The following is a 23,835-nucleotide window of genomic DNA, read 5'->3' as shown; positions in this document are numbered from 1 at the left end:
GCAGTTTCTGCGATGCGCGTACAAAATGCATCAACAAAGTGATTTCTAAAGGTATCAGAAAGGCTATCCAGCCCAAATCATGATCTCGGGTCTTACGGTCATAAGCCACAACAAAATCACAATTGCCAAGAAGGCCGGGATGCCGCACGCGAACCATATACGATAAAGGCGCATGTATCGTGGCGTGAGTGGTGCGCCGGTTTGTGCGGATGCGCGGGCCTCATCTCGCATCTTTGCTTGGATGGCTATAACCGGTAGCCAGAAAAGCCCAATAAAAACATAGAGTGCGAGCGAGAGAGCAATCCAACCTTCCGACAATGGCCATCCATGATTTAGCGCTAAAGTGATTCCAGTGAGGGGCTGTGCAATCGCAGCCGTTGCTGTGAACAGCATATCGGCAATGACCACGATGGCGGCGGTATGGGCGATGCTGGCGGGGTCTTTGGTGCGATGGGCCATGACCATGAAAAAGGCGATACCCGACCCCGTTCCGATCAAAACGCAGGCGCCCAGAACATGCAGCAGACGGACAATTTCGATCCAGTCGATCATCGAGTCTCCAATGCAATGCGTGCGATCATTGCAAGAGCGATTCCGGGTATGACTTTTACCAACGGGCCAAGAGGATCAAACCAAAGGTGCGGAACAAAAAGCGTCGATGCTGCCAGATAGAAAAGGCTGACAAGAACCGCGAGCCAACAGGCCAATTTTGCAGAGGGGCGATAGGCAAAGGCCGCAGCGATCCCAATGTCAACAAAAGCCCAGAAAAGGACACTTCCGAGAGCCAATACATGGGGCCAACCAACGTCTTCCAAAACAAGCGCCGCTTCGTTTGCGCGTATGATACCGATGGCCCCGGACAGGAACCAAAACGTGACGAGCGTGGCAATGATAATAGGGGTGAGTAAAGACATGCGCGCAAACAGGCGATCCTCGACCCGCGCGGGCATATGCGCCAAAGTTTGCGAGAGCGATTTGACCGCAGGTATGCCAAACGCCGAAAGGTCTGAGGGCACACCGGTAACACCATCGGCTAATACTCTAAGTGCGGTCGTGCGCAACGGAGAACGCCACCCCAGCATTGCCAAACCATCCGCGACCTTGGCAATTGAGCGGGTCAAAAAGCTTGAAATGGTGATCTCGCGTCTCGCGGGTGCAAAGCCCAGCCAGCCGCGCATAGAGGCTACGACTTCCCGCAACGAATGCGTTTCGTCTTCAACGAGGTCGCCAACAAAGCCGTCGGGAATATCGCCCCTGACCGCGGCGCTCACGACCTCAGCAAGAACATCCAGTGCAACGGTTTGAACGCTCGCGTCAGGAACCGCCAAGGGTTGGACTAGCGGAAAGGCCGCCAGCATGCGCAGCATGGTCGTGCCCCCATAACTATGTTTTGCCAAGACAAGTCCGGGGCGAAAAATAGTGTGTCGAACGCCCGCTTTCTGAATTGCCGCATCGCCCCTTGCCTTGGATGTAAGAAACAGCGTCGTCGCATCCAAACGAGCCCCAATCGCAGAAATTTGGACGATTTTAATGTCCGCCGAAACGCAGGCTTTGGCCAAAGCTGACACGGCGTGATGATGAACCGCCTCAAGATCATCCTTTGGCCCGTCCTGTAGGGCACCCGAACAATTCACGACAACATCAATGTCTCTCAGGAAGGGTTGCCAAGCATGCGCCTCGGTCAAAGAACGTAGATCGCCTGAAAGCCAACGGATCGTCGGAAGAACACGTTCTCCGGCGGCAATATCCCTGCCAAGCCCAATGATCTTGTGGCCATCTCGTTCCAAACGCTGCGCTATCCCACAACCAATGAGGCCATAAGCTCCGACAACAAGGACATTCACCACAGTTCGGCTTTCCTGATCATGACTATTCATGCAGTTTCTCTAGTGGGTGAACGGGGGAATGGCTATAGGGATGCGAGTGCGCGGTCTTGATCTAAATACACAATTTTACGGCATGGTGAAATTGATCCGTTGCAAGTATCCGCCTTTCGCTGTGGTGTGGAACACTTGCAGGATAGGCTCAAAGCCGCAGTTAGCTGCAACTTTCACGAAGTTCAGCAAAGGGCCGCTCGCGTCAATGCCACGATTACCAATGGGGGCAAGCATAGCGAACAGCGGCTATGTGCCGATATTGAATGCAAATCTTAGTCCCTATGCAAAAATTGGATTAAGCATGTTTTATGATATAATCATGACTTGCGATCCGCATCCTGACTTATGGGCTGAAAACGATGATCATGTTTGCGGACCACTATCACACTCTATTGCGCCACCATAAGTGGACTTCCAGCCTCGCCAAATTGGAAAACAACAAATTTGGCGCGCTCGGTAGCGCTCAGATTCGCACCGGTCATTCCGAGGTCGGGCAGTTCGTAAAACGCTTCACCGGCCGCATAGTCAACAGGTTCTGCGCCATCAACCTCCAGACGCAATCCACCTTCAAGTATGTAGACGAATAATTGTCCTGGATGGATATGATGGTCGGTTTTCCAACCCGGATCGACGTCGAACAGTAGAACTTTTGCCTCTGTATCTGGCATGCCCTCGATGGGGGTTGTCAGCACCGGTGTGATTACCGTCTCCGCCGATACTGGCGCCAGAGTTAGGGCCAAGTGGATCGCGAATGCGGTGAAAGCCGTGATGATAGGTCGTTTCATGGTTCGCTCCTTGAAAAATGTGCCTCAGGGCACTCTTGAACTGTGTTAGTAAGGAAGAGTATTTCGCGGAGACAAAGAGATGTCAGGAAATCCAAACGAAAAAGAACCGAAATATTCTGAAATTGCGATCATTGGGGACTTTCGATTTGATGTCAGAAGCTTGACCCTTTTCGATATTGAATGGCAGCCAGTGTCTTTACGCCATCAGTCGGCATTAGTTTTATGCGAACTTGCAAAGTCACCAAGCAAAACTGTGTCGAAGGATAGGCTCGTAAGTGCCGTTTGGGGCGGGACATTTGTAAGCGACGACAGTCTTGTGCAGTGTATCAAGGACATCCGAAAAGCGCTGTGCGACAATGATCGTAAACTTGTGCGAACGGTCGCCAGGATAGGCTATCGTCTGGATACTTACCAACCGGTCCCCTCATTCACTACGAACCAGAAACCCAGTATCTTTATCGAAAACATTCAGTCCTCCGGAAATCGAAAAATATCCAAGGTTTTTGCTACGAATCTTCGGGACAAACTCGTTTTGGTCATGGCGCCGCGCACCGAAGTGAGGGTCTTCACCAGCACCGGAAACCAAACGGCGACAGACTACATCGTGCAGGGCCGAGCGAATGTCAGCGGCGACTGCGTCAAGCTTTTTTTGTCTCTTTCCGAGGTGACGTTGCACGGCCATTTCTATGCCGAATCTTTCGAGAGAGACGTATCGGAAATAGATCAGCTGGCAGAAGATGTCGCGCGAAAGATTTCAAGTGTTTTGCGTATTAGCGTCTTTAATCATGATGGCGAGAAATATGGTAATAAGCCAGACGGACAACTTGATTTCCAACAACTGATGGCCAAGGCGCACTACTTTTACGGTCGCATTACAGTCCCTGCGACCGCGATCGCTCGAACAACATTGCAGGTCGCCGTCGAAAGATCGCCTGACGACCCGAAAGCACTTGCGATGTTGGCACATTCAACCACGCAGATGCGCCCATACATTCGCATTGAGGACAATGAAGCGGAGACAATTTGGGCGTTGTCACTGGCGGATAGGGCCGTCGCACTCGGCGCAACATCAGCTTTTGCATTCCGCACCCGTGCCAACCTGAGACTTTGGTTGTTGGGGGATCATAAGGGGTGCCGCACCGATTGCGTCCGGGCGCTGGCGATTAACCCGAACTTTTATTTGACTCATCTGACGCTCGCAACCAGTGAAATATTAACAGGGGCGCATATCGCTGGAATTGACCGCATAAGATCTTTCGTTTCCCTGACAAAGATCGATCGTCAATATGCATACTTTCAGTCGTTGATCGGATTGGCGTGGATCTTGGCGGGCGACGATGTTGCCGCAATTCAATTTGCAAGCGACGCCTATGAACGCTTGCTGGATTCCTCATGGCACGCAATGGTCTATGCTGCCGCAGCCTCTGTTAATTCTTCTATCACCAAGACCGAAGAGTTCAAAAAAATGATATATGAAATAGACCTGCCTTTTACGCATTTCAGATCGTTGCCGTTCGCGGACGTGAAGGACGTTGAAATGCTAGAATCCAGGCTTCGTGCAGTAGGCCTTGGGGCGGAGCAGACTAACCTAACATGAGCGCAGGGGCCAAGAAAGGAACGTTGCTCCAGTGCCACGCTCGATAGGCCCCTGCCCTTGTCCAATCAGCTCCGAGTGTGTGAAGCGCTATCGGAGTTCTGTTGATTGCGTAGAAGTTGGCCGCCACAGAGCCTTCATCACGGGCTTCGATGACCATTTATTGCGCAACGTCATGCGAGAAAGCGTCGATTTGGTTGATCTTCAAGCTCTCAAGGAGGCTCGCTTGCGCTTAATCGAAGGGCGCATCAAACAGAACCACGTATTCTTCAGCCAATGCAGCAGGTGCAGATAACAGAGCGGTATAGACGGCAGCCAACGTAATATACCAAGACATCGATTTTCTCCTTTTGGTGAAATTTATCTACTCAAAGTTCACTCCCACTTCATATCAAAGGCCACCGATGTTGACCTGAAAACGGGCGGAAATTTACGCGAAGATCTCCAATGCCCTTCATCTACATCCGTCTTTTTACAAATTTTTGGCAATTGTAACGCCTTGCTCGACACCGATGTCGCTGGATTGACGTTCGCGTTGCTCCGCTCGTCCAGAGAGCACCAAAATCGGGCAGTTTCCGGCGTTTTTTTCCAAACCCTCAATAGTTTTCACAAAGCCTTGGCCCTTAGCCGACCTTCGGATTCCTGTTGTTGGAAGACCGCTTTGCAACTTTCGAAATCGGTCAAAACAAAATATCGTTTATCCAAAGTTTTCCAAAGACACTTCTAAACCAATTTTTTTGCGCCCCATAACGACGGAGGTTCGAAAGCGTCGTACGTTCGAATTTTCGAAAAACAATCGGTGCGTCAATTCTTCGAATTCATGCATATCTTTCGCAGTACAAATAAGACAGAAATCGGCCTCCCCTGTTACGTAATAGCACTGCTGGACCAAGATTTCATTCAGGGTTTGGCGGACAAAAAGGTCAATTTGGTCGCGACGCTCACGCTCTAGCTCGACCATCACGATAAAACTCATGTGTTGGTCAAGCTTACTCGGGTCCAGAATCGACACATCCCGCACGATGACACCAGAGTCGCGCAAAGCTCTTAACCGCCGTTGCACGGAAGCCGTCGATAGACCTGCAAGATGGGCAAGTTTATCTAAACTCGTACGTGCGTTTTCTTGAAGAGTATTTAAAATAACGACATCGGCCTTATCGATCTTCATCGTGCGGTCCCTTATCTAAAATTGAAAAGTTTTCCCATAAATATTTGAATTATGATCATTAGCCATCACGCGTCTTTGATATATTACCTCTATGAAACATTCAACTTTCGCACTTTGCCCCGCTTCTCCGTCCCATCTTCTGAAGCATTGGCCAGCCTATGCGCCATCTCCCTTGGTGCGAGCGCACCTGTCCCAGACACCTCTCCTGCTCAAAGATGAAACAAGCCGTATGGGCCTTGGCTCGTTCAAGGCTCTTGGCGGCGCATATGCGGTTGCGCGGTTGATCATGGGGGACGAAGAGTATTGGGGCCGCCCTCTGGCGGATTTTCATGCAAAGGCCAAGGGCATGACATTCATTTGTGCGAGCGCCGGAAATCATGGGATTTCAGTTGCCGCCGGTGCGCAGTTGTTTGGTGCAAAGGCGCGAATTCATCTTTCAACACTCGTGCCCGAGGCCTTCGCTGTGCGGCTTAAATCTCTGGGAGCTCAGGTGGTTATCTCTGGCGAAACCTATGAGCAGAGCGTGCAATCCGCCATTGAAGAGGCCGCGCGAAGAGACGGCATCCATTTGGCCGACGGATCGTGGGAAGGATATACTGAGCCCCCTCGTTTGGTGATGGAAGGCTATACGATCATTGCCGAGGAAATGCGGATTGAGTTTGAGGAAAAGGGCGACTGGCCGAGCCATGTCTTTTTGCAAGCGGGCGTTGGCGGCATGGCGGGTGCGATCACATATATGATCCGCAAAAATTGGTCCGTTCAGCCCCACATCACTGTGGTCGAACCAAATCGCGCGCCTTGCCTGCGGGATAGTGTGGAAGCTGGCCGGCTTGTCGAGGTGTCCGGGCCTGTTTCCAACATGGGGCGCCTGGATTGCAAAACCGCTTCAATGTTGGGATTTGAAATTTTGCGTGAGAAAGCAGATCATTTCACGACGATCACAGATGCGCAGGCGCAATCAGCGGTCAATGATCTTTGCTCCTATAATTTATACTCGACGCCCTCGGGTGCTGCAGGGTTTGCCGCCGTTGAGCAAGCCAAACTTGGGAAAAATGCGCGCGCATTGGTTCTCATCACCGAGGGTGTGTTATCGTGATTATGATCGAGGACCTCTATCGTTACCCGCTCAAGGGATTTCCTGCGCAGCGTCTGGAAGTCGTTGATCTCAAGGTGGGCCAAGGGATCGCTGGCGATCGCGCGCTTGCACTTGGGTTCAACTCGCAACATGTTGAACCTGCGGGGGGATGGACGCCCTGCCAAGCATTTCAACGCATGAGTATTCGCCCAGATCTAACGCGCTACCAACTCGATGTGCTGGATGAAACGCTTAGATTGACGTCCCCACAGTTGCTGGTTGAGCACATTGATGAAGACAGCAAATGTTTGGTCAATTTAGCAACAAATTTTGGTGAGAAGACGCCGGTGCATCGCAGGAAAGAAGGCGGCGGATATTGGGACCATCCCGACGCTGCACTCTCGATCATCAATATTGCGACCATCGAGGAAATTGCGAAAACTCTCAAGAGGCCTATTGCCCCCTTGCAGTTTCGGGCAAACATTTACGTCCGCGCGGAGCCTTGGGCGGAATTTCACTGGCTGGGGCAGTCTCTTGAGATCGGCGACGCGCGGATTGACATTATACGCCCAATTGATCGGTGCAAAACGACGTCAGTGAATGTCGACACGGGTGAGCTTGACGTAAATATGCCAGCCGCACTGCAACAGCACTTTGGCCACATGTTTTGCGGCGTCTACGCATCGGTTCGTAATACTGGGCGGATAGGCACCCCTGCTATTGCTCAGATCACGCCGAGCGCAGGCCAATCTGCGGTCCGCAAGGCCGCGTCCGTTTCCACCGCCCCGTCTTTGCCGCATTGGCCACGGCCCGCGACTATCTGTGAAACACGCCATGAAGCCGAAGATATAAAATCCATTTGGATCGAGGACAGCCTTTCGGACATCGGCGCGCTCAGCGATTTCAAAGCAGGTCAGTATATCCGCATTCATGGTCTGGGCGGCGAGAGAATTTGGCGGAGTTATACAGTCTCGCCAGTACAAGAAGGCAAACTCCGTGTCACCGTCAAGCGTGACATCGGTGTTGGGTCACAGGCCATGCACAACCTCGTTGCAGGCGATATGGTCACGTTGACAGGCCCCTTTGGTGAGGCAACTCTGCGCGATCCTTGCAAGGCCATTCATTTTGTGAGCGCGGGCATCGGCATCACGCCGATTATTGCAAAATTAAGCGCGCTCGCAGTGCTAAAATACGCCGGCCCTATAGTTGTGCATCACGTTGCGCGTGATCCGGAGAAATTGGCACTGTGGGACGAAATTGAACAGGCTGCGGCGGCATTACCAAATATCGAATTGCATCTTTATCTTACGCAAAATACGGGCGACCGGAGAACGGCACATCACGGACGCCCAAATTGTCACGCCGTGATTGAACAGGCCAATATAGCTCAAGCCGATATCCATATTTGTGGGCCCAACGGGTTTGTTAGAAGTTTGGATGACCACATAGAAGCGGCGAATATACCAAGGGAACGGGTTTTCCGCGATTCATTTTGCTCCTCAAGTGTTACAGTAAATATGCGGGAAATAGCCCCTTCACCGCCAATCAAAGTTACTCTGAGCAGATCTAACATCACCGATTATTGGAGACCGCAAGACGGCACCTTACTTGAATTCGCTGAAAAACGCGGTGTCATTACGCCCTCGCATTGTCGCGCAGGCATTTGCAACACTTGCCAGTGCAACGTGATAGCTGGGGCGACCGAACGGCTTGTCGGGGAAGAAGGCGAAGATCGTGTGAGAACGTTGCTTTGCACCTCAATTCCCACTGAAACTCTGACGTTGGATATTTAAAATGGGTAAGCGCGGGCATTCATGCACGAAGGTCGTGTGGTAAACTGGTGCACTAAATCAGAACCAGTTAGTGTTGCCACCTCACTGCTTGTAAAATGGATATCTCCGTGCGCTATGCGGCGCGCGTCTCGTTCCCGCTCTTTAAGTCGAAAAGTGCGTGGTGCAGAAATTGGGCCAAATCACTCGCCCGTTAATGTCGCGAATGGCCCAGTGCCGCCGTTTGCGACAATATCAAATGCTGCGGCGCAGTCCGTCATTGCAGACATTGGTGAAAAATCGCAGCGATTTCTCATGCACTAACGTCGGTTATCCAGAATAGAGCCGTCGCCCAGAACAGCAAACAAATTTCAGTCCGGACCTTGCGAGTTTAACAAGCGTGACAGCAATGCGGCTTGGTTATGGGTGTCGGTCTTTTCAAACATTCGCCTAACTTGAGTGCGCAAAGTATTTATCGAAACCCCAAGCTCCAACGCTGCAGTTCCCAAATCTTGTCCCAAAGCGAGTAACTCAGCGAGTTTCAATTGCGCGGGCGAAAGTCCGAACGTTGGGACCGCAGCTTCCAATCGCCCACGTAACAAAAACTCATCATCAAACGATATCAACACCCGCTCTTGCTCGGTCGCGATCCAGCAAAAAATAGGATGGCCAGCCTCGTTTTCGCCAATTGGGACAATACTGGCTGGTTCACTCTGAAAGCCGCGTGGCAGATTTGTTGCGAGACGGTTTTTTGCGCGTTCAATTGCCTTGTGAAGATCTGCGTCAAATTTCCTAATCCGTGCATGAAGTCTTCCGCCTGAAACCACCAACCCAGAATGAGCCCCTAGCCGCTCGCTGGCCAACTTATTGATGCGAGCAACACGCCCGTCTGCAGCGAGTTCTATGAGCGGAACATCCTCGCGGCGAATTCCGGGAACAACGACTATCAAGCATATTATCTTCCAAGAGCACTTAAATTTCTGAATGATTTTAACTTCATGCGACATCGGCGAAACATGCATTTTCGGAACGTGTTTAACTGCAATCTGATCATAGGAAATCCATGCCATATCAGCAGTTATTTGAAACTGAATATTTTCCCACCGCAGTAAATCACGCGCTTCAAAATTTTGCGGAAATTGGCGAAAGCCCTCTTGAAAACGAAGGAGCAGTTCATCCCAGCCAGAATGAATGCGGGTACCGACTTGCGGCCCAGATATAATGCGCCGCACTTCGGGCCCGTGATGCCAATGATCGACGAAGGCATCAAAGTCGCCGTGGTAATAGCTTTCTTGTTCCGACCGCAGGAAGGTAAGAATTTCTTCCTCTTCATCTGTAAAAGGCATTGATCGGCTCCACTTGTTTGCCAACTGCACGCTTTCATCCCATGTGGCAGGAGGTTAAAATGACTTTACCTCAACTGTGACGTTTACCTAGGCTCAAAATCGCAATCGAACGCGAGTATTGGGCAACTGTGCCACCCAATACGCGCATTCTTTGCCACGCTGCACGCCGTTGCACACGGCGTTCCTCGGCGCGCAAAATTGAGCGTTCCATCGCGTCCTGATCGAAGCGGAACTGATTGTTGGGAAGGCGTTGAGCGGATATTATTTGATTGAAGTCCATGATGAGTTTCTCCTTGTTGCCACTTCATCATAGTCAATACTCGTGCCGCCACATGTCATCCCAATGCATGACACGTGGACCTTTCGGGAGCCTAAGCGGACCGCCGCGACTGGAGTCAAAGCAATGCATACAGGTCGCTGACCCGCGTTTGGCTTGAACCCGCGATGGCGCAGCGCGGCCATAAAAAACGGCCCTTCAAGCATTTCGACGTCTAGTGTCTTCGGGCGGCCTTTTCCGCCGTTTCGACTGATCTAGGGGAGCGTTATTCGTATTGAATGATAATGGATTCAAAGTCCTCTTTGCTGGTCACCGTGGTGTGGTGACCTTTTCCATGCTTGTCTTCCATATGCCAAACGTCACCCGGGCCAATGTCGCGGAATTCGCCATCGCTGGCCGTCACTCTTACTGTGCCCGCGAGACACACTAGTTTTTGCGCGACGGGTGTTGGATGAATTGGTTCATTCCATCCCGACCGCAGCCTCAAAAACATAGCCTGTTTCACGCGTTCTGGCTCTGATATTTCTATAGCTTGAGCTGGTGGCGCAAAGCTGCGTTCTGTCAATGTGACGCTGACATCCATCCAATGACTCTCGCCATTTTCGTCAGCAATTAGTTTTTGAAATTGCATACTGAAAACCCCCATCCTATGCATAAAATTGATTATTGCTGGAATAGAATGCTATGTCTAATGTAACTGACATGAACGGGGCCTTTGGGCCGATCACGACAAAGACAATATGGGCGGAGAGCGTTTGTTCGCTGCGTTCGCAAACTAAATTGGGCAACCTGAAGAAAGAGGACGCTCGGGGCTGCGACCCAGTTTTTTCGATGCGCAAACGCTGCTAACGGCGGCAGTGAGCCCATAGCTTAGCTTTTCCGCGTCGCTGCCAATGTCTGCTAACGCGAAGATGAAACAATTTAGTGCTTGGAAGATGAATGTACTACCCCGCACAACAGGATAGCTTTGCGACATCCTTTTCGAATGTCTGCGCGGCCAGTTTTAGCCCCTCGACGGTTGTGAGGTAGGGAAAGATCATCGCGCCCAAATCGTCGTAGGTCATGCCCATTTTGAGGGCCATGGCGGCCGTCTGAATGCTATCTGCGCCTTCTGGGGCAATGATGTGCGCTCCAAGGAGCTTCTTACTTTCCTTCTCCGCAATCAACTTGATGAGCCCACGTGTGTCACGCGCAGCCAAAGCACGTGGTACATGCTCCAACCCAAGGACAGATGTGACCACCTCATATCCCAATGTCTTAGCTCGCGTCTCGGTAAGGCCGACACTGGCCACTTGTGGGTCAGAGAAAACAACAGCAGGCATGATGCTGTTGTCATAGCTCAGTGTGTTTCCGTTCATCGCGTTTTTGGCCGCGAGCTTTGCGCCATAAGCGGCCATATAGACGAACTGATCGGTCCCCGTCACATCGCCTGTGGCATAAACGCCGTCCCGCGTGCTGCGCATTTGAGGATCAATCACAATTCCGCCGCGTGCATTCGTGTCGATACCGGCGACATCAAGCGCCAAAGAACCCGTGTTTGGGGCACGGCCTGTCGCCAGCATCAGCTTTTCGGCTTTGATCTCGACTGCGACGCCATTGTGTTTGGCGTGAAGGATGACAGTCTCGTCCGACTTTTCAAATCTATCATATGACAATCCGTCCAGCACTTTGATGCCTTCATCGGCGAAGGCTTTCGTCAGGGCCGCGCTGACTTCGGGTTCAGCCTCTGGCAGCAAACCGCGACGCGTGACAATAGTCACTGCGACGCCAACTCGGGCGAAGATCTGAGCAAGCTCAACGCCAATATACCCGCCGCCCATCACCATCAGCGATTTTGGAAGTTGCTCCTGTTCAAGTGCCGAAGTGCTGTCCAGCCAATCGATACCGTCCAGTCCGAGTATATCTGGAACATGCGGGGAGGAACCCGTTGCGATGATGATTTTTGGCGCGCAAATGGTACGACCGCCAATGTGTAAGGAACCATCTTTCGCGAAGCTTGCCTGACCTTCGATGTACGTAATGCCCTCATAGTTTGGCAGAACATCAACGTATTTTGCGACGCGCAAATCATCCACCAAGGCTTGTTTTTGGGCCACCATTGCCGCCCAATCCGTCACTCTTGCCGTGGCCTCCACGCCGTCAAAGCGGGCGGCACCTTTGGCTGCGTGAAGTGTTTCGACCGCACGGATCATCGCTTTAGACGGGACGCATCCGACGTTGACGCAAGTGCCACCGATGGTTCCGTAGCCTATAAGAGCAACCCGTGCTCCATCCTCCGCTGCGGTGATCGCCGCGGAAAATCCAGCCGAGCCAGCACCAATGACAGCGAGGTCAAATGTATCGGTATCAACCCCATTTGTGTTCTGTGAATCAAGCATGTGGTTGGTCCTTCAAGTTCAGATTTTCCGCGCACGGCGGAGGACAGCGAAAATCGTGATCAGTACAAATATGGCAAAGGCGGGCAACAGAACGTAGTCGAGGTAGCCGACGAAAGCCGAAAGGCCCACGACGCCGAAAAGCACCACCAGAACGGGAGTGAAGCAGCACAGCGCTGCAATAAGCGTGCCGACGATGCCCATTTTAAGTAGTCTATCTTTCATTTACGCTCACGAATTACTGTCGTTGGGTACAAGCTCAGCCTCATAACCCGCAGACGTAGAGGCGCGTGCGATATCATCTGCACTGGTCATGGCATCATCAAAGACGACAAATGCTGTGCGCGTGTCAGAATCTGCGCTCACTGAATTAACGCCCTGTACGGCGCCCATCGCAGATTCAACGATAAAGGGGCAGCTTGCGCAGGTCATACCAGGAACAGAGAATGTCACTGTTTGCTCAGCCGCAAAGATAGGGCTGGCGGCCATAAAACCAAGCAGGGCCAAAACGGAAGTGTGGAGTTTCATTGTATGTCCTTTCAAAGACCAAGAAGAATGGGAGCAACGACCGGCGCGATCCAATTCCAGAACAGCGCGATCACGATAAGAAATGTTGATGCCCACAGCGCGGATTTCACCAACCGGTTGGGAAGTGGGCGGGCACAAGTGTCACCCTCGGCACAGGCTTTGGGCGTGCGGTAAACCATCCAGTAGCCGTAGCCGAGAAACCCCAGCGTAATCACAATGAAGATTGGCTTGTACGGTTCAAGGGCCGTCAGATTGCCGATCCATGCACCGGATATACCAAGACTGAATAGGATCAACGGAACAATGCAGCACGTAGAGGCGGCAAGAGCGCCAAGAATGCCGCCCGCAGCAACCATACGCGCCTTTCGGCTGTCAGGGTCGCTCTGGTTTAGGTCAGCGTCTATGGTGTCAGTCATGCAGGCCCTCGCAATTCAGGTTTCTTCATGTAAGATGCGGTCTGTAGCCACTACAGAAACAAGGGGTTTTTTCGATGTCCGACTTCACGAATGCGCGAGGGTATCCCATTGGCGAAATGTCCAAGCGAACCGGCGTGAATATTGAAACAATTCGCTACTATGAACGCATCGACATCATGCCGAAGCCGGATCGCACGGCAGGTGGCAATCGCCAATACAACCACGACCAGCTCAAGCGGCTGTCCTTTATCAAAACGTCCCGCGAACTTGGGTTCAGCATTGATGAAATCCGCCAACTGCTGGAAATGGTGGACCGGCAAGATTTCACATGTGGTGAAGTGCATGGATTGACCGTTGGGCACTTGGCGTCAGTGCGCGAAAAGATCAAAGGGCTGCGGAAATTAGAGAAAGCCCTTGTTGGAATGGCCGCAGAGTGCAGCCAAGGCGATGTGCCTGATTGCCCCATCCTAGACACACTGTTCGAAACACGGTGACCCTAGGGTGTTCCACCATGAGGCTAAGCGGACATAAGATAACTCTCGGTCAAACGTCGGTTTGTCCGCACGCCGAGGTTTCAACCGACAAAAATGCTGCACCAATCACCAGTCGCCGGTTAAGGCCGTTCACGACGTTGATGGGTGAGTGATTTGGCCAATTTCCGCACCGAGCACATTTCGACCTAAGGGGCGGGAACCGGACATTCGCTGCACCACGCACAAATGCCTTCTGTTTTGATAATTATACAATTCACTGAATTGCGTTGTTTCCTAAGTTTAGGCTCAGCTATGCTCCTGAATCTTTTCAAGTTTTTTATTGTGCGTTAACTTTGATCACTCTGTCTGCGGGACGCGCGGGCTATAGAATTGCCGGCTAAATTGGTTGATTGGATAAAAGAGTGTTTTGGGCTCATCCCAATCGCTAAGCACAGAGACAAGGGACCAACAACTTAATAGCAGAATCGGCGACACTCTGACAGAATTACACCTTCATACTTTTGCAACTTGGGGGCAGGAATAAGTGAGCATTCTTTCGCGGTTTGGAAACCGCCTTCGAAACCGTATTCCGCACGGTGAACTTGAAGATCTGGAAAAACTCGAACGAACCAATAGGTTTATACTTTCTGATCTCTCCGCAGTGCATGGACCAATATTTAAAATAAAAGAAGAAGACCGACCCCAGATCTGTGTTGTTGGTCTGGAGCTTGGTCGTGCGCTCTTGAAAACGCATGCAGAAAGTTTGCAGCCGGTTAATATCGACATTACGCCTGTAGTGGCCGCTGGCTTCATGCGCCACATGACCGGAAACGAGCACATTCACTATCGAGCGGCCTTGACCAAGGCCGTAAGTGCTATGAGCGCGGAAGGTACGCAAGAAGATTACAGAGCACTCACTTTAGCTGCGCTTCAAAAGTACTCGGAAGCCAATCTTGAAGGTGACGACGCGGCGTCAATGCTCCACGATACGCTTTCCGAAATTTCCACAGGATTTCTAATCCGTTTGTTCTTTGGCCTGCGCCCTGAAACAGTGGAATTTGCAGAAGTTTGCCAGCTCTTCCAAAGACTTGGTCCCCACGGAGTTGTATGGAATGTGGGCGATAATCAGAAGCTTGCATTTGATGCGCTTGTGGCCAAGTTGGGCACCCTGCTTGCGACAGATGTTGGGGAAACTGACGACTGCGTGATATCGACGATAAATAATAACGGCCAGCTTGACAGCACAATGCTCGGCAACCTGATCTATATGGTCGAGATTGGACGATACGATATGGCTGGCTTGTTTCTGTGGATCTGCAAAAACGCAGGCCTGTCAGGTCATAGCAGTGACCAAATCCGCAATGAGGCCGATGCTAAAACGGCACGAAGTTTTTCGCGCGCCTTTGTGCTCGAAACTCTAAGGCTTGATCAAAGCGAGCGGCTCATTCGTCGTATCACGCAAGGTTTCACCTTCGAAGGTTTTAAGTTCCCCAAAGATTGGCGGGTTCGCATTTGCATGTGGGAATCCCATAAACTGCCCGATAAGTTTGAAAATCCGTTCGATTTTGCACCCTCTCGTTTCATGAATAACGCGCCCTCGCCTAACGTCTATTCCCCATTTGGACTGGACCATCATCAATGCCCGCTTGCCTCTGTGTCGGTCGCTCTGGGGGCGCGTTTTCTAACATGCCTTGTTGGGAATTACCGTGTGCTGCCAGTGAACGACGGCCCGTCGGTTCGCGGGCCCTACCATTGGGAACCTCCAGTAGATTTCTACGTTGAGCTGCAACATATTTCCGGAGACGAACATGCGTGATGACAGCCCGTTTGCACTGGAAAAAACTGTTTTCGATCTCTTTTCCGCTCAGGTCAGACAAACCCCAAATGCTCTCGCCGTCCGGGCAAGTGATGGCACGCGCAGCTACGCGCAAGTCGAGGAATTTGCGTTCAAGGTCGCGAGCGCGTTACACGCCGACGGCCTTGAGCGGGAAGAGCCTGTTGCCGTGTTCATGCAGCGAACGGCTGATCTTCCGGCGGTACTTCTGGGCATTATGCGCGCTGGCGGAGCCTATCTGCCGATCGACCTTCAAGAACCGCCGGAACGGGTATCGGCGATGGTGAAGATTGCCGGATGCCGCCGCTCAATTGGCGACCGAAAAACCTTCGAAAAGCTGAGTTCCGGCGGGGGCCCCGAGATCAAGTTTTACGATGTGGATGCAATTGGGAGCGTTGACCTCAACCTACCACCGCCGCCATCCTCTACTGATCTGGCCTACGTGATATTCACCTCAGGCAGTACGGGCGCGCCGAAAGCTGTGGAAGTCGAACACCACAGTATGACCAATGTTTTGGTTGAGGCGCGCAATTTGTTTGAGTTCACCTCGCAGGATACCTTTCTGGGCGTCACTACGCTGGCTTTCGATATTTCGGTGATCGAGTTTTTCTTGCCGTTAATCGTCGGCGCCGACATTTTGTTGCGTGATAAGTCGACACTCCTAAAACCGAGGGAAATCGCGCGTCTCGTCCGCGAAGAAGGTGTAACTGCAATCCACACCGGCCCTTCCGTTTGGTCCGTTATCCTCGATTATGTTCCGGATTTTCCGAGACTGAGGATTGCCGTCAGCGCAGGAGAAGCGGTCACCCCGTCGATGGCAAGAACAATAGCGCGATATGCAGACCAAGCGTGGAATATGTACGGCCCAACGGAAGCTACGGTCTGGGCAACGGGGCATTTACTGGAGCATACGGCGGCGGAGAATTTGATTGATATCTCAGCGCCAATTGGGCGTGAATTTCATGGCGTATCGGTGCGCATCGAAGACGAATATGGCAATCTGGTTTCACAAGGCGTCGAAGGTGAGTTGTTGCTCGGAGATATCTGCGTTGCGAGAGGTTATCGAAATAGACCTGATCTGACAGAAGAGCGGTTTGTTTTGCGAGGAGACACGCGTTTTTATAGAACTGGTGATAGGGTCGTTCGAAGTCCTGCGGGATTTTTGTCGTACAAGGGGCGGTTTGACGATCAAATTAGCATACAGGGCCGCCGCATTGAGCCGCGAGAGATCGAAGTTCTGCTTGAGAACGAAGCTGGTATTGCCCAAGCCGCCGCGACTTGGTTTGAAACCGAGAGCCGCACGCGCGCCATTGTGGCTGCCATCGTCCTTGATGGCGAAGAACAACCAGATTTGTTCTTAGTCCGGAAACACCTTGAAGCTCAAATCCCAGAAGCGATGATACCGGCAAAATATCTTGTGCTGGATAGGTTGCCGATAACAAAAAACGCTAAAGTTGACCGTGCGGCGATCCGTGCTCTTCAAGGCGAGGTAGCGATTACGTCTCTGCCGAGCGTAGCTGAAAGCAATATGACGGCAACGGAAGCGATTGTCGCCGAAATCTGGGGCCGCTCAATGCGCGACCCTAACGTTGGCCCTGAATCGAATTTTTTTGAAATCGGTGGCGACAGCCTTGCCGCTGTGAACATCAGCTTGCGATTGGAGCACAAACTGGAATTGTTCTTGCCGTCTCAACTGGTTTTCGAGGCTCCGGTTCTGCGTGATTTTGCTGCCATGGTTGATGAAATCCGGGCCAAGCAGTTTGTGCGCTCCGACAGCAGTTTCATTTTCCCTTTGGTCGAACGGCCAGAAACCACTCCGGTATTCTTTGTTGGCGTTGATCTGAAAATGGCCCACCGTTGGCGTCTTCCATGCTCGCTTTATGCGGTTGCCTATTGGGCGACTGGCGGGCGAATGGTCGAGATGGAGACCGTCGAGCAACTTGCCGCCACATACATAGAGAGTATTCTAAAATTGCAACCACAGGGGCCCTACAGGATTGCGGGATACTCGTTTGGTGCCTTGGTCGCATTTGAGATAGCACAGCAGTTGCAGGCGCTTGGGAGAGATGTCGAACAGCTTTTAATCCTTGACCCCTTTAAGCTTTCACGCACATCTAGCGATGGGACAGAAATGGTCGCCCATCACGAAAGTGCAGCATCTCAAATGTCCAAATACGGCCGAAACAGCATGGGCCGTATTCGTCGGCACGGGCTCGCTGGATTGATCACATCTTTATATAGACCGATTCAAATGATCCGCGGTGGGAACTGGTTGATGTATCAAATATTCCACCTTCATCGCCGCTACCCCAACCTTGTTCAAGAAAGCCTTTTGCCAAAGAAACTCTGGCCTGTTTTCTGGTATTCGGCACGAAGGAAGGCTGGAGAGTATATTGCGAAGCCATACACGGGGCAAACTTTAGCGGTATTCACACCAAAGCAGGGTGGAGAAGATGCGTGGAAGAAGGTTCTGAAGACGGCGAACTTTATGGCACTGAGTGCTGATCACGGAGCCATTTTCGATTCCGACGTTTCGGAAAAGTGGGAGACAGAACTGCGAGAAATGCTGGAAAGGCAAACGTCCACCTGACACGGGAAGCGAGTGTCATACTAATTTGAACCAACGACTTCAATGACAGGTGATTTCAATCGGTCGACGCAATACTTTACTCTTTTTGGAAAGGTGGAGTGTAAATCAGGAAGTATCGGCAACGAACGTTTTATACAGATACGCAGAAGTCGGAGATGTGGGATCCCTCTCAGCCATGCAAGCATCGCCAGTCGGCAGTGGAGGGCCGCGCGGAGCGGGTGAGATCACGTTTGGCGCCGACACTTAATGATCGTGAGGAGATATCGAGGGGGCTGCGTGGAGAGATGTCTTTGCGATCAATTGCAAGATTCCTGAAACGATCAGCCGCCATGGCGCAACCAAAAAGTATCGTGCGGCACGATCAGATGCCGCAGCGTGGGACCCATTGGCGACAGGTGATGGGCACAATCACCGAGAGGGGCTCACCGCGCAAAACCCTGCAAGCTGGCAGGCAATGCCTATCTCTGCCGCGCCATATCGATCCGTGACAGAGGGCCGAGATCGAAGACCGCGCAGTCCCGGGCCACAGGAAAGGCGATCTGATTGCAGGTTCCGAGAACAAGGACAGAAACAGCGTTACCCAAGCCTTGATCAAACAGTCCCGCAAGCTGGCCAAAGAGCTGTACCGCTCACTGACTTGGGACCGCGGATGCGAGATGGCCGAGTGTGAGATGGTCACCTTAGTGACGAAGATCGACATTTTCTTGGGCGCCCCACACAGCCCCTCTCATCGCTGCAAGCAGCGACTGCCGGGCAATGCATGGCAACGCGGTTCAAACGAAAATACCAACCGCCTGCTACGACAGTACTTTCCAAAGGGCACCGATTTGTCGATACATAATCAAGCAAAGCTGAGCGCCGTCGCAAGACAGCTCAACGAACGACCCCGAATGACGCTCGGATACGAAACCCCCGCAGCGCGTTTAAATGCATGTGTCTCGTCGACCAGTTGAGATCGCCGGACGAAGCTACCGTTCAATATACTCATCTGAACGTCACCTATCTGTTCCGGCCAATACCCATTTTGTTTGTTACCCCTGTGTAACGTTATCTCAAAGCCGTTGCCGTACGGCTAATGAAGTCGCTCAAAGCCGCGACACGCGCGATGTCGCTCCGTCCCTTACGGGAAATTACCCACAGATCATGGTACCGTTGTTTCGGAAGTTGAATGATCGCCAACTCCTGATTTTCAGCAAAGGCATCCACGCCGGATTTTGGCAATATTGTGTACCCTAGCCCCTGCGCAACGGGAATTGGGATTTGGCCGATCTGGTTGACGAAAGTCCTGACTCTTAAGCGATCAGAGCCTTTGTAGTCCTTGGGGAAGTTCAGCGAAAAAAGATCATCCGCATATGCATACCCGTCTGGGTGCGCGACAAAACCAAGCTCGTTTAACTGATTAAGATCAAGTTTTCGCCCAGAAAAGGGTCGCGGAACCACCAAACACAACTCTTCTCGGGCCAATTCATGTGCGTCCAGTCGGGGGTGGCTGATGGGTTCCGCGACGACCCCCAGATCAAACTCTCCATTCAGAACGGATGTCACAATGCTCATATGTGGAGCAGCCGTAACACTGATCACAAGCTCTGGCGCGTGCTGCATCCGATCAAGAATATGCGGATAGAGCCACATGGCAAAGCTGCCGGAACACCCGATGCTGATGTCGCCAACGTCTGGATCATCAGTTTGAATGGTGTCTTGCAATTCGCGCTCTTGCTGACGTCGCGCAAGGCCGATGGCCAGCACGGCTTCACCAGCAGGGGTGAGCGTAAAGGACTTACCATCCTTTGATATCAGCGGTTTGCCGACTTGGGACGCCAGTTTGTGCAGATGCTGCGAAACACCAGGTTGTGTCATCCCCAATAGCTCCGCCGTCCGCGTAAAATGTCCGACGTCGCACAGCGTTGTAAAGGTATCCAACCACGTGGCATTTAGCATGACTGCCTCAAAAAATTATGAAAATCATACAAAATGATAATTTTTAATGCGGGCGCAGTCCATCTAATTCTCTTTCAACACTCTTGAAAGGAAACACCATGCAACCGACACCACGTTCATTCTCTCATATCGGTCTATCTGTTCCGGATTTAGACAAGGCTATCAAATTCTACGGCGACGTTCTTGGCTTCTATGTCATCATGGAACCTACTGTCATTATCGAAGACGATAGCGACATTGGCCAGATGTGCTCGGACGTTTTTGGCAAAGGTTGGGGGCGCATGCGCATCGCGCACTTAGCGACGGCTGATCGCATCGGGTTTGAGCTGTTCGAATTTGAAGGACACAAGGCACCAGAAGATAACCTTAACTTCAGACAACACGGCATGTTTCATTTTGCCATTCAGGATCCAAACCTTGAAGATCTACTGGAAAAGATTGTTGCGGCCGGTGGCAAACAACGCATGCCAGTGCGCGAATATTTTCCCGACGAGAAACCATATCGCATGGTCTACGTCGAAGACCCTTTTGGGATCGTCTTTGAACTCTACAGTCACAGCTATGAACTGACATACTCTAACGGTGCATACTCCTAAGCCAGACGCCGACATTCACGTTGCAAGTGAGTGTCGGCACTTTGGCCTCGTTCCGGACCTTCGCTGCAATCATTTCCGACGGCAACTTAACCGAATCTGTCAAACCACGATTGATGAGAGCGGGGGGAGCTTCTAGTGTATCCACCAGCGACGAACTTAATCGTCAAGACATGAGGCTTGGATGAGCATTGTTATTTTCCTAGATTTTATAGGCGTCACACTTTTCGCAGTGACTGGGGCACTGGTGGCGTCACGCAAACAGTTGGATATCATCGGCTTCATTTTCTTGGCGATGGTTACTGGCACAGGTGGTGGAACCGTTCGCGATCTCATACTTGGAGTGCCGGTGTTTTGGGTTGAACAACCGCTGTTCATTCTGGTCTGCACGGTGGCAGCAGTTGTAACGTTTTTCATCGCGCACTTTCTGGAGTCGCGCTACCTTTGGTTGTTATGGCTCGATGCGGCCGCGCTGGCTGCCTATGCCGTGTTTGGCGCCTATAAAGGGTTGCTTGTCACCGGATCGCCAGTGATAGCGGTCGTGATGGGGGTACTCACAGGAGGGCTTGGCGGTGTGTTTCGAGATATTTTGGCTAGCGAACCTTCGGTTTTGATGCGCAAAGATATCTATCTCCTTGCGGCGATGGTTGGCGGTTTGACTTATGTCGGTATTCTAGGGGCCGGAGTTGATCAATTTGTGGCGGCCGGCCTAGGATTTATTTTGGCGTTCCTAACACGCAGCGGTGCGCTGGCTTATGGTTGGAGTATGCCAGTATATCGCTCACGTCCAGGGCGCGACCCTGAGGTCAGCCTTGATGCCGCCAACCGCAACAACCCTGATTAATCTTATTGTTAATGCTGCATTCGACAAAAAGGGCGGAGAGCTACCCCTCGCTGCAAATTGGTCCAACGCCCGCTTTTCGCACAACCTCAATTTGAAACCGCACCAAACGAAACGCTAAGCACACCAAGGTAGATTGTGGCGGCATACTCATACTCCGGAGCTGGGACGCAAAGAGCAGACCGACCGTACGGTAGCCTCGTCAGTCATTCGCCAGTCGCTTATTCATGGAGACGGTGTTGCCGCTTCGGGCCATCTCAGTCCATCCCAAGTGCTGATAGAGGCGAACATTCTCAGGCATATCGACGTGGGTGTTCAGACGCATTTCACTAAATCCTTGCCGCTTGGCCTCACATTCTGAAAGCTCGATCAGTTTGCGTCCTAAGCCCTTCCCGCCATGATCGGGGTGAACCGCCAAGTTCGCGAGTTTCATGAATCCATCACCGGTAACAAGAACGAGACCGGCAATAACCTCCTCGCCTTGCACGGCGACCCAGACCTGATTGTTGGCAATGTCGTCCGCACACCCGTCGGAAACCGATGGCATATCAGAGATGCGCTCCGCGTACTGGGCATATGCCGCGTCAATGCAGGCTGCCAACGCACTAGCATCCGTCGCTTGTGCGGGGCGAATTACTGGATTTTGAATTCTCAAATCATTTCCTTCCTTCAGGCTTGTTTCATGTACCTCTGATCATAGCGCGGAACTCAAAGTCATTGAAGCGGACCTTGGCCGCATCGCAGAAGATAGGTAAAATGGGCGGCGATCTCAACGGGTCGACGCGACACATGCATTTAAACGCGCTGCGGGGGTTTCGTATCCGAGCGTCATTCGGGGTCGTTCGTTGAGCTGTCTTGCGACGGCGCTCAGCTTTGCTTGATTATGTATCGACAAATCGGTGCCCTTTGGAAAGTACTGTCGTAGCAGGCGGTTGGTATTTTCGTTTGAACCGCGTTGCCATGCATTGCCCGGCAGTCGCTGCTTGCAGCGATGAGAGGGGCTGTGTGGGGCGCCCAAGAAAATGTCGATCTTCGTCACTAAGGTGACCATCTCACACTCGGCCATCTCGCATCCGCGGTCCCAAGTCAGTGAGCGGTACAGCTCTTTGGCCAGCTTGCGGGACTGTTTGATCAAGGCTTGGGTAACGCTGTTTCTGTCCTTGTTCTCGGAACCTGCAATCAGATCGCCTTTCCTGTGGCCCGGGACTGCGCGGTCTTCGATCTCGGCCCTCTGTCACGGATCGATATGGCGCGGCAGAGATAGGCATTGCCTGCCAGCTTGCAGGGTTTTGCGCGGTGAGCCCCTCTCGGTGATTGTGCCCATCACCTGTCGCCAATGGGGCCCACGCTGCGGCATCTGATCGTGCCGCACGATACTTTTTGGTTGCGCCATGGCGGCTGATCGTTTCAGGAATCTTGCAATTGATCGCAAAGACATCTCTCCACGCAGCCCCCTCGATATCTCCTCACGATCATTAAGTGTCGGCGCCAAACGTGATCTCACCCGCTCCGCGCGGCCCTCCACTGCCGACTGGCGATGCTTGCATGGCTGAGAGGGATCCCACATCTCCGACTTCTGCGTATCTGTATAAAACGTTCGTCGCCGATACTTCCTGATTTACACTCCACCTTTCCAAAAAGAGTAAAGTATTGCGTCGACCGATTGAAATCACCTGTCATTGAAGTCGTTGGTACAAATATTAGCGAATAGCCGCTTTTAGCAAAATTATTCTGCTGCAAATATCCTCGTCACCATTGCAGAAAACCGTGGCGAGCGACAACGAGCTCATACCGTTACTGCAAGTATCCACGTCGAAGAACAGAACAAAACTGGGAGAAAACGGCATACCCTATGTGTAAACAGTATTTAGGGATTTGATGAAAAACAATGTGGGTCATTGTTCCAATTGGTCGGGATGGAAGGATTCGAAACTTCGACATACAGCACCAATAACCACCTAAATCTTTAGAAAAAAAGAGAATTATTACAAATGGGCCCAATTTCCTCGATTATAAATCAATAGGGTACACGTGAAATGTAAACGGGATTTAGCTTAACGTAACGAGCCCCATATGTTCTAGAAAGCGGAATGCGATGCATTCTGTCTCTTTCCCTGCAGTCGGAGAACAAAAATCGGGCCCAACTTTTTATCGCATTTGTGTAAACCAGGGCTGTAGACCATCACTACAGAATCCAAGAATACCGCAGTGCGAGACTGGTTCCCAACGCCCACCCAAACGAAAGGGGCGAGCCTCTTAAGCCCGCCCCTTTATGCATTCAATTGCGCCTCTTTAAACGAAATCAAAGTCGCTTGCGGTGAGATCTGCGCGGTCGAGGCCGGTGAGGAAGATGCTG

At 51.8% G+C, this 23,835-nt stretch carries 22 protein-coding genes and 2 pseudogenes; 9 read left to right on the top strand and 15 right to left on the bottom strand.

Annotated features, from left to right (window positions below):
- Window positions 1-63: 63 nt before the first annotated feature.
- The 3 genes from AB9F27_RS15390 to AB9F27_RS15380 form a co-directional block, all read right to left on the bottom strand.
- Entirely contained in the window at window positions 64-552 is a 489-nt protein-coding gene (locus tag AB9F27_RS15390) for a DUF2269 domain-containing protein (protein ID WP_335586619.1), read from the bottom strand.
- Window positions 549-1,877 carry an SDR family oxidoreductase gene (locus tag AB9F27_RS15385; protein WP_335586620.1) on the bottom strand — a complete coding sequence of 443 codons (1,329 nt, stop codon included), beginning with the start codon at window positions 1,875-1,877 and terminating at the stop codon, window positions 549-551. The genes AB9F27_RS15390 and AB9F27_RS15385 overlap by 4 nt, the downstream gene beginning before the upstream one ends.
- Window positions 1,878-2,266: 389 nt before the next feature.
- Window positions 2,267-2,662: a cupin domain-containing protein gene (locus tag AB9F27_RS15380; protein WP_335586621.1), complete on the bottom strand. Its 396-nt coding sequence runs from the start codon at window positions 2,660-2,662 to the stop codon at window positions 2,267-2,269.
- Between the two features lie 79 nt (window positions 2,663-2,741).
- Between AB9F27_RS15380 and AB9F27_RS15375 the strand changes: the two genes are divergently transcribed.
- The gene (locus AB9F27_RS15375; protein ID WP_369757917.1) at window positions 2,742-4,259 is read left to right on the top strand and encodes a winged helix-turn-helix domain-containing protein; all 1,518 of its coding nucleotides are present in this window, start codon (window positions 2,742-2,744) and stop codon (window positions 4,257-4,259) included.
- A gap of 469 nt (window positions 4,260-4,728) precedes the next feature.
- On the opposite strand, the gene AB9F27_RS15370 is transcribed toward AB9F27_RS15375, so the two are convergent.
- Window positions 4,729-4,866 (bottom strand): hypothetical protein, encoded by a 138-nt coding sequence (locus tag AB9F27_RS15370; RefSeq protein ID WP_335586623.1) that lies wholly within the window; start codon window positions 4,864-4,866, stop codon window positions 4,729-4,731.
- A gap of 87 nt (window positions 4,867-4,953) precedes the next feature.
- On the bottom strand, window positions 4,954-5,424 hold the full coding sequence (locus tag AB9F27_RS15365; protein WP_335586624.1) for an Lrp/AsnC family transcriptional regulator: 471 nt from the start codon (window positions 5,422-5,424) through the stop codon (window positions 4,954-4,956).
- Between the two features lie 91 nt (window positions 5,425-5,515).
- Here AB9F27_RS15365 and AB9F27_RS15360 point away from each other — a divergent pair, with 91 nt between their 5' ends.
- Both AB9F27_RS15360 and AB9F27_RS15355 read left to right on the top strand, forming a co-directional pair.
- Entirely contained in the window at window positions 5,516-6,520 is a 1,005-nt protein-coding gene (locus AB9F27_RS15360; RefSeq protein WP_335586625.1) for a pyridoxal-phosphate dependent enzyme, read from the top strand.
- Between the two features lie 2 nt (window positions 6,521-6,522).
- Window positions 6,523-8,292 carry an MOSC domain-containing protein gene (locus tag AB9F27_RS15355; RefSeq protein WP_335586635.1) on the top strand — a complete coding sequence of 590 codons (1,770 nt, stop codon included), beginning with the start codon at window positions 6,523-6,525 and terminating at the stop codon, window positions 8,290-8,292.
- Window positions 8,293-8,639: 347 nt separating this feature from the next.
- Here AB9F27_RS15355 and AB9F27_RS15350 read toward each other — a convergent pair whose 3' ends face one another.
- The 7 genes from AB9F27_RS15350 to AB9F27_RS15320 all read right to left on the bottom strand — a co-directional run bounded on the left by AB9F27_RS15350 (window position 8,640) and on the right by AB9F27_RS15320 (window position 13,210).
- Window positions 8,640-9,614, bottom strand: coding sequence for a hypothetical protein (locus AB9F27_RS15350; protein ID WP_335586626.1), 975 nt, complete (start codon window positions 9,612-9,614; stop codon window positions 8,640-8,642).
- 70 nt (window positions 9,615-9,684) lie between these two features.
- Window positions 9,685-9,894, bottom strand: a complete 210-nt coding sequence (locus tag AB9F27_RS15345; protein ID WP_335586627.1) for a hypothetical protein — start codon at window positions 9,892-9,894, stop codon at window positions 9,685-9,687.
- A 262-nt stretch (window positions 9,895-10,156) separates the two neighbouring features.
- Window positions 10,157-10,522: a cupin gene (locus tag AB9F27_RS15340; protein WP_335586628.1), complete on the bottom strand. Its 366-nt coding sequence runs from the start codon at window positions 10,520-10,522 to the stop codon at window positions 10,157-10,159.
- A gap of 313 nt (window positions 10,523-10,835) precedes the next feature.
- A complete protein-coding gene (gene merA, locus AB9F27_RS15335) occupies window positions 10,836-12,269 on the bottom strand; it encodes a mercury(II) reductase (RefSeq protein ID WP_335586629.1) in 1,434 nt (477 codons plus the stop codon).
- An 18-nt stretch (window positions 12,270-12,287) separates the two neighbouring features.
- Window positions 12,288-12,491, bottom strand: a complete 204-nt coding sequence (merF, locus tag AB9F27_RS15330) for a mercury resistance system transport protein MerF (RefSeq protein ID WP_335586630.1) — start codon at window positions 12,489-12,491, stop codon at window positions 12,288-12,290.
- A gap of 6 nt (window positions 12,492-12,497) precedes the next feature.
- Window positions 12,498-12,794, bottom strand: a complete 297-nt coding sequence (locus AB9F27_RS15325; RefSeq protein WP_039003454.1) for a heavy-metal-associated domain-containing protein — start codon at window positions 12,792-12,794, stop codon at window positions 12,498-12,500.
- 11 nt (window positions 12,795-12,805) lie between these two features.
- The gene (locus tag AB9F27_RS15320) at window positions 12,806-13,210 is read right to left on the bottom strand and encodes a mercuric transporter MerT family protein (RefSeq protein ID WP_335586631.1); all 405 of its coding nucleotides are present in this window, start codon (window positions 13,208-13,210) and stop codon (window positions 12,806-12,808) included.
- Between the two features lie 74 nt (window positions 13,211-13,284).
- Here AB9F27_RS15320 and AB9F27_RS15315 point away from each other — a divergent pair, with 74 nt between their 5' ends.
- The 4 genes and pseudogenes from AB9F27_RS15315 to AB9F27_RS15300 all read left to right on the top strand — a co-directional run.
- Window positions 13,285-13,704, top strand: a complete 420-nt coding sequence (locus AB9F27_RS15315; RefSeq protein ID WP_369756114.1) for a helix-turn-helix domain-containing protein — start codon at window positions 13,285-13,287, stop codon at window positions 13,702-13,704.
- A gap of 523 nt (window positions 13,705-14,227) precedes the next feature.
- Window positions 14,228-15,499 (top strand): cytochrome P450, encoded by a 1,272-nt coding sequence (locus AB9F27_RS15310; RefSeq protein WP_369757915.1) that lies wholly within the window; start codon window positions 14,228-14,230, stop codon window positions 15,497-15,499.
- Complete coding sequence (locus tag AB9F27_RS15305; RefSeq protein ID WP_335586634.1) at window positions 15,492-18,107, top strand: amino acid adenylation domain-containing protein; 2,616 nt, start codon at window positions 15,492-15,494, stop codon at window positions 18,105-18,107. The genes AB9F27_RS15310 and AB9F27_RS15305 overlap by 8 nt, the downstream gene beginning before the upstream one ends.
- A gap of 761 nt (window positions 18,108-18,868) precedes the next feature.
- A pseudogene (locus AB9F27_RS15300) lies at window positions 18,869-19,060 on the top strand (transposase); the annotation flags it as partial.
- Window positions 19,061-19,154: 94 nt separating this feature from the next.
- Here AB9F27_RS15300 and AB9F27_RS15295 read toward each other — a convergent pair.
- Window positions 19,155-20,045 carry a LysR family transcriptional regulator gene (locus tag AB9F27_RS15295; RefSeq protein ID WP_369756111.1) on the bottom strand — a complete coding sequence of 297 codons (891 nt, stop codon included), beginning with the start codon at window positions 20,043-20,045 and terminating at the stop codon, window positions 19,155-19,157.
- A 98-nt stretch (window positions 20,046-20,143) separates the two neighbouring features.
- Between AB9F27_RS15295 and AB9F27_RS15290 the strand changes: the two genes are divergently transcribed.
- A complete protein-coding gene (locus tag AB9F27_RS15290; protein ID WP_369757914.1) occupies window positions 20,144-20,641 on the top strand; it encodes a lactoylglutathione lyase family protein in 498 nt (165 codons plus the stop codon).
- Window positions 20,642-20,822: 181 nt separating this feature from the next.
- Window positions 20,823-21,482 (top strand): trimeric intracellular cation channel family protein, encoded by a 660-nt coding sequence (locus AB9F27_RS15285; RefSeq protein WP_369756109.1) that lies wholly within the window; start codon window positions 20,823-20,825, stop codon window positions 21,480-21,482.
- Between the two features lie 199 nt (window positions 21,483-21,681).
- Here the strand turns inward: AB9F27_RS15285 and AB9F27_RS15280 are convergent, their stop codons facing one another.
- A complete protein-coding gene (locus AB9F27_RS15280; RefSeq protein WP_369757913.1) occupies window positions 21,682-22,134 on the bottom strand; it encodes a GNAT family N-acetyltransferase in 453 nt (150 codons plus the stop codon).
- A gap of 114 nt (window positions 22,135-22,248) precedes the next feature.
- Window positions 22,249-22,440, bottom strand: a pseudogene (locus tag AB9F27_RS15275) (transposase); the annotation flags it as partial.
- Window positions 22,441-23,835: the final 1,395 nt, after the last annotated feature.

The organism is Falsihalocynthiibacter sp. CO-5D18 (genome assembly GCF_041205445.1).
GTDB lineage: Bacteria > Pseudomonadota > Alphaproteobacteria > Rhodobacterales > Rhodobacteraceae > Falsihalocynthiibacter > Falsihalocynthiibacter arcticus.
Note: the sequence above shows the minus strand (reverse complement) of the source record. Positions and strands in the feature narration are given on the sequence as shown.

What these genes read in the sequence shown, in the direction of transcription:
- AB9F27_RS15390 (WP_335586619.1), bottom strand. Translation starts at nt 552, where the DNA reads ATGATCGACTGGATCGAAATTGTCCGTCTGCTGCATGTTCTGGGCGCC.
- AB9F27_RS15385 (WP_335586620.1), bottom strand. Translation starts at nt 1,877, where the DNA reads ATGAATAGTCATGATCAGGAAAGCCGAACTGTGGTGAATGTCCTTGTT.
- AB9F27_RS15380 (WP_335586621.1), bottom strand. Translation starts at nt 2,662, where the DNA reads ATGAAACGACCTATCATCACGGCTTTCACCGCATTCGCGATCCACTTG.
- AB9F27_RS15375 (WP_369757917.1), top strand. Translation starts at nt 2,742, where the DNA reads ATGTCAGGAAATCCAAACGAAAAAGAACCGAAATATTCTGAAATTGCG.
- AB9F27_RS15365 (WP_335586624.1), bottom strand. Translation starts at nt 5,424, where the DNA reads ATGAAGATCGATAAGGCCGATGTCGTTATTTTAAATACTCTTCAAGAA.
- AB9F27_RS15360 (WP_335586625.1), top strand. Translation starts at nt 5,516, where the DNA reads ATGAAACATTCAACTTTCGCACTTTGCCCCGCTTCTCCGTCCCATCTT.
- AB9F27_RS15355 (WP_335586635.1), top strand. Translation starts at nt 6,523, where the DNA reads ATGATCGAGGACCTCTATCGTTACCCGCTCAAGGGATTTCCTGCGCAG.
- AB9F27_RS15350 (WP_335586626.1), bottom strand. Translation starts at nt 9,614, where the DNA reads ATGCCTTTTACAGATGAAGAGGAAGAAATTCTTACCTTCCTGCGGTCG.
- AB9F27_RS15345 (WP_335586627.1), bottom strand. Translation starts at nt 9,894, where the DNA reads ATGGACTTCAATCAAATAATATCCGCTCAACGCCTTCCCAACAATCAG.
- AB9F27_RS15340 (WP_335586628.1), bottom strand. Translation starts at nt 10,522, where the DNA reads ATGCAATTTCAAAAACTAATTGCTGACGAAAATGGCGAGAGTCATTGG.
- merA (WP_335586629.1), bottom strand. Translation starts at nt 12,269, where the DNA reads ATGCTTGATTCACAGAACACAAATGGGGTTGATACCGATACATTTGAC.
- merF (WP_335586630.1), bottom strand. Translation starts at nt 12,491, where the DNA reads ATGAAAGATAGACTACTTAAAATGGGCATCGTCGGCACGCTTATTGCA.
- AB9F27_RS15325 (WP_039003454.1), bottom strand. Translation starts at nt 12,794, where the DNA reads ATGAAACTCCACACTTCCGTTTTGGCCCTGCTTGGTTTTATGGCCGCC.
- AB9F27_RS15320 (WP_335586631.1), bottom strand. Translation starts at nt 13,210, where the DNA reads ATGACTGACACCATAGACGCTGACCTAAACCAGAGCGACCCTGACAGC.
- AB9F27_RS15315 (WP_369756114.1), top strand. Translation starts at nt 13,285, where the DNA reads ATGTCCGACTTCACGAATGCGCGAGGGTATCCCATTGGCGAAATGTCC.
- AB9F27_RS15305 (WP_335586634.1), top strand. Translation starts at nt 15,492, where the DNA reads ATGCGTGATGACAGCCCGTTTGCACTGGAAAAAACTGTTTTCGATCTC.
- AB9F27_RS15295 (WP_369756111.1), bottom strand. Translation starts at nt 20,045, where the DNA reads ATGCTAAATGCCACGTGGTTGGATACCTTTACAACGCTGTGCGACGTC.
- AB9F27_RS15290 (WP_369757914.1), top strand. Translation starts at nt 20,144, where the DNA reads ATGCAACCGACACCACGTTCATTCTCTCATATCGGTCTATCTGTTCCG.
- AB9F27_RS15285 (WP_369756109.1), top strand. Translation starts at nt 20,823, where the DNA reads ATGAGCATTGTTATTTTCCTAGATTTTATAGGCGTCACACTTTTCGCA.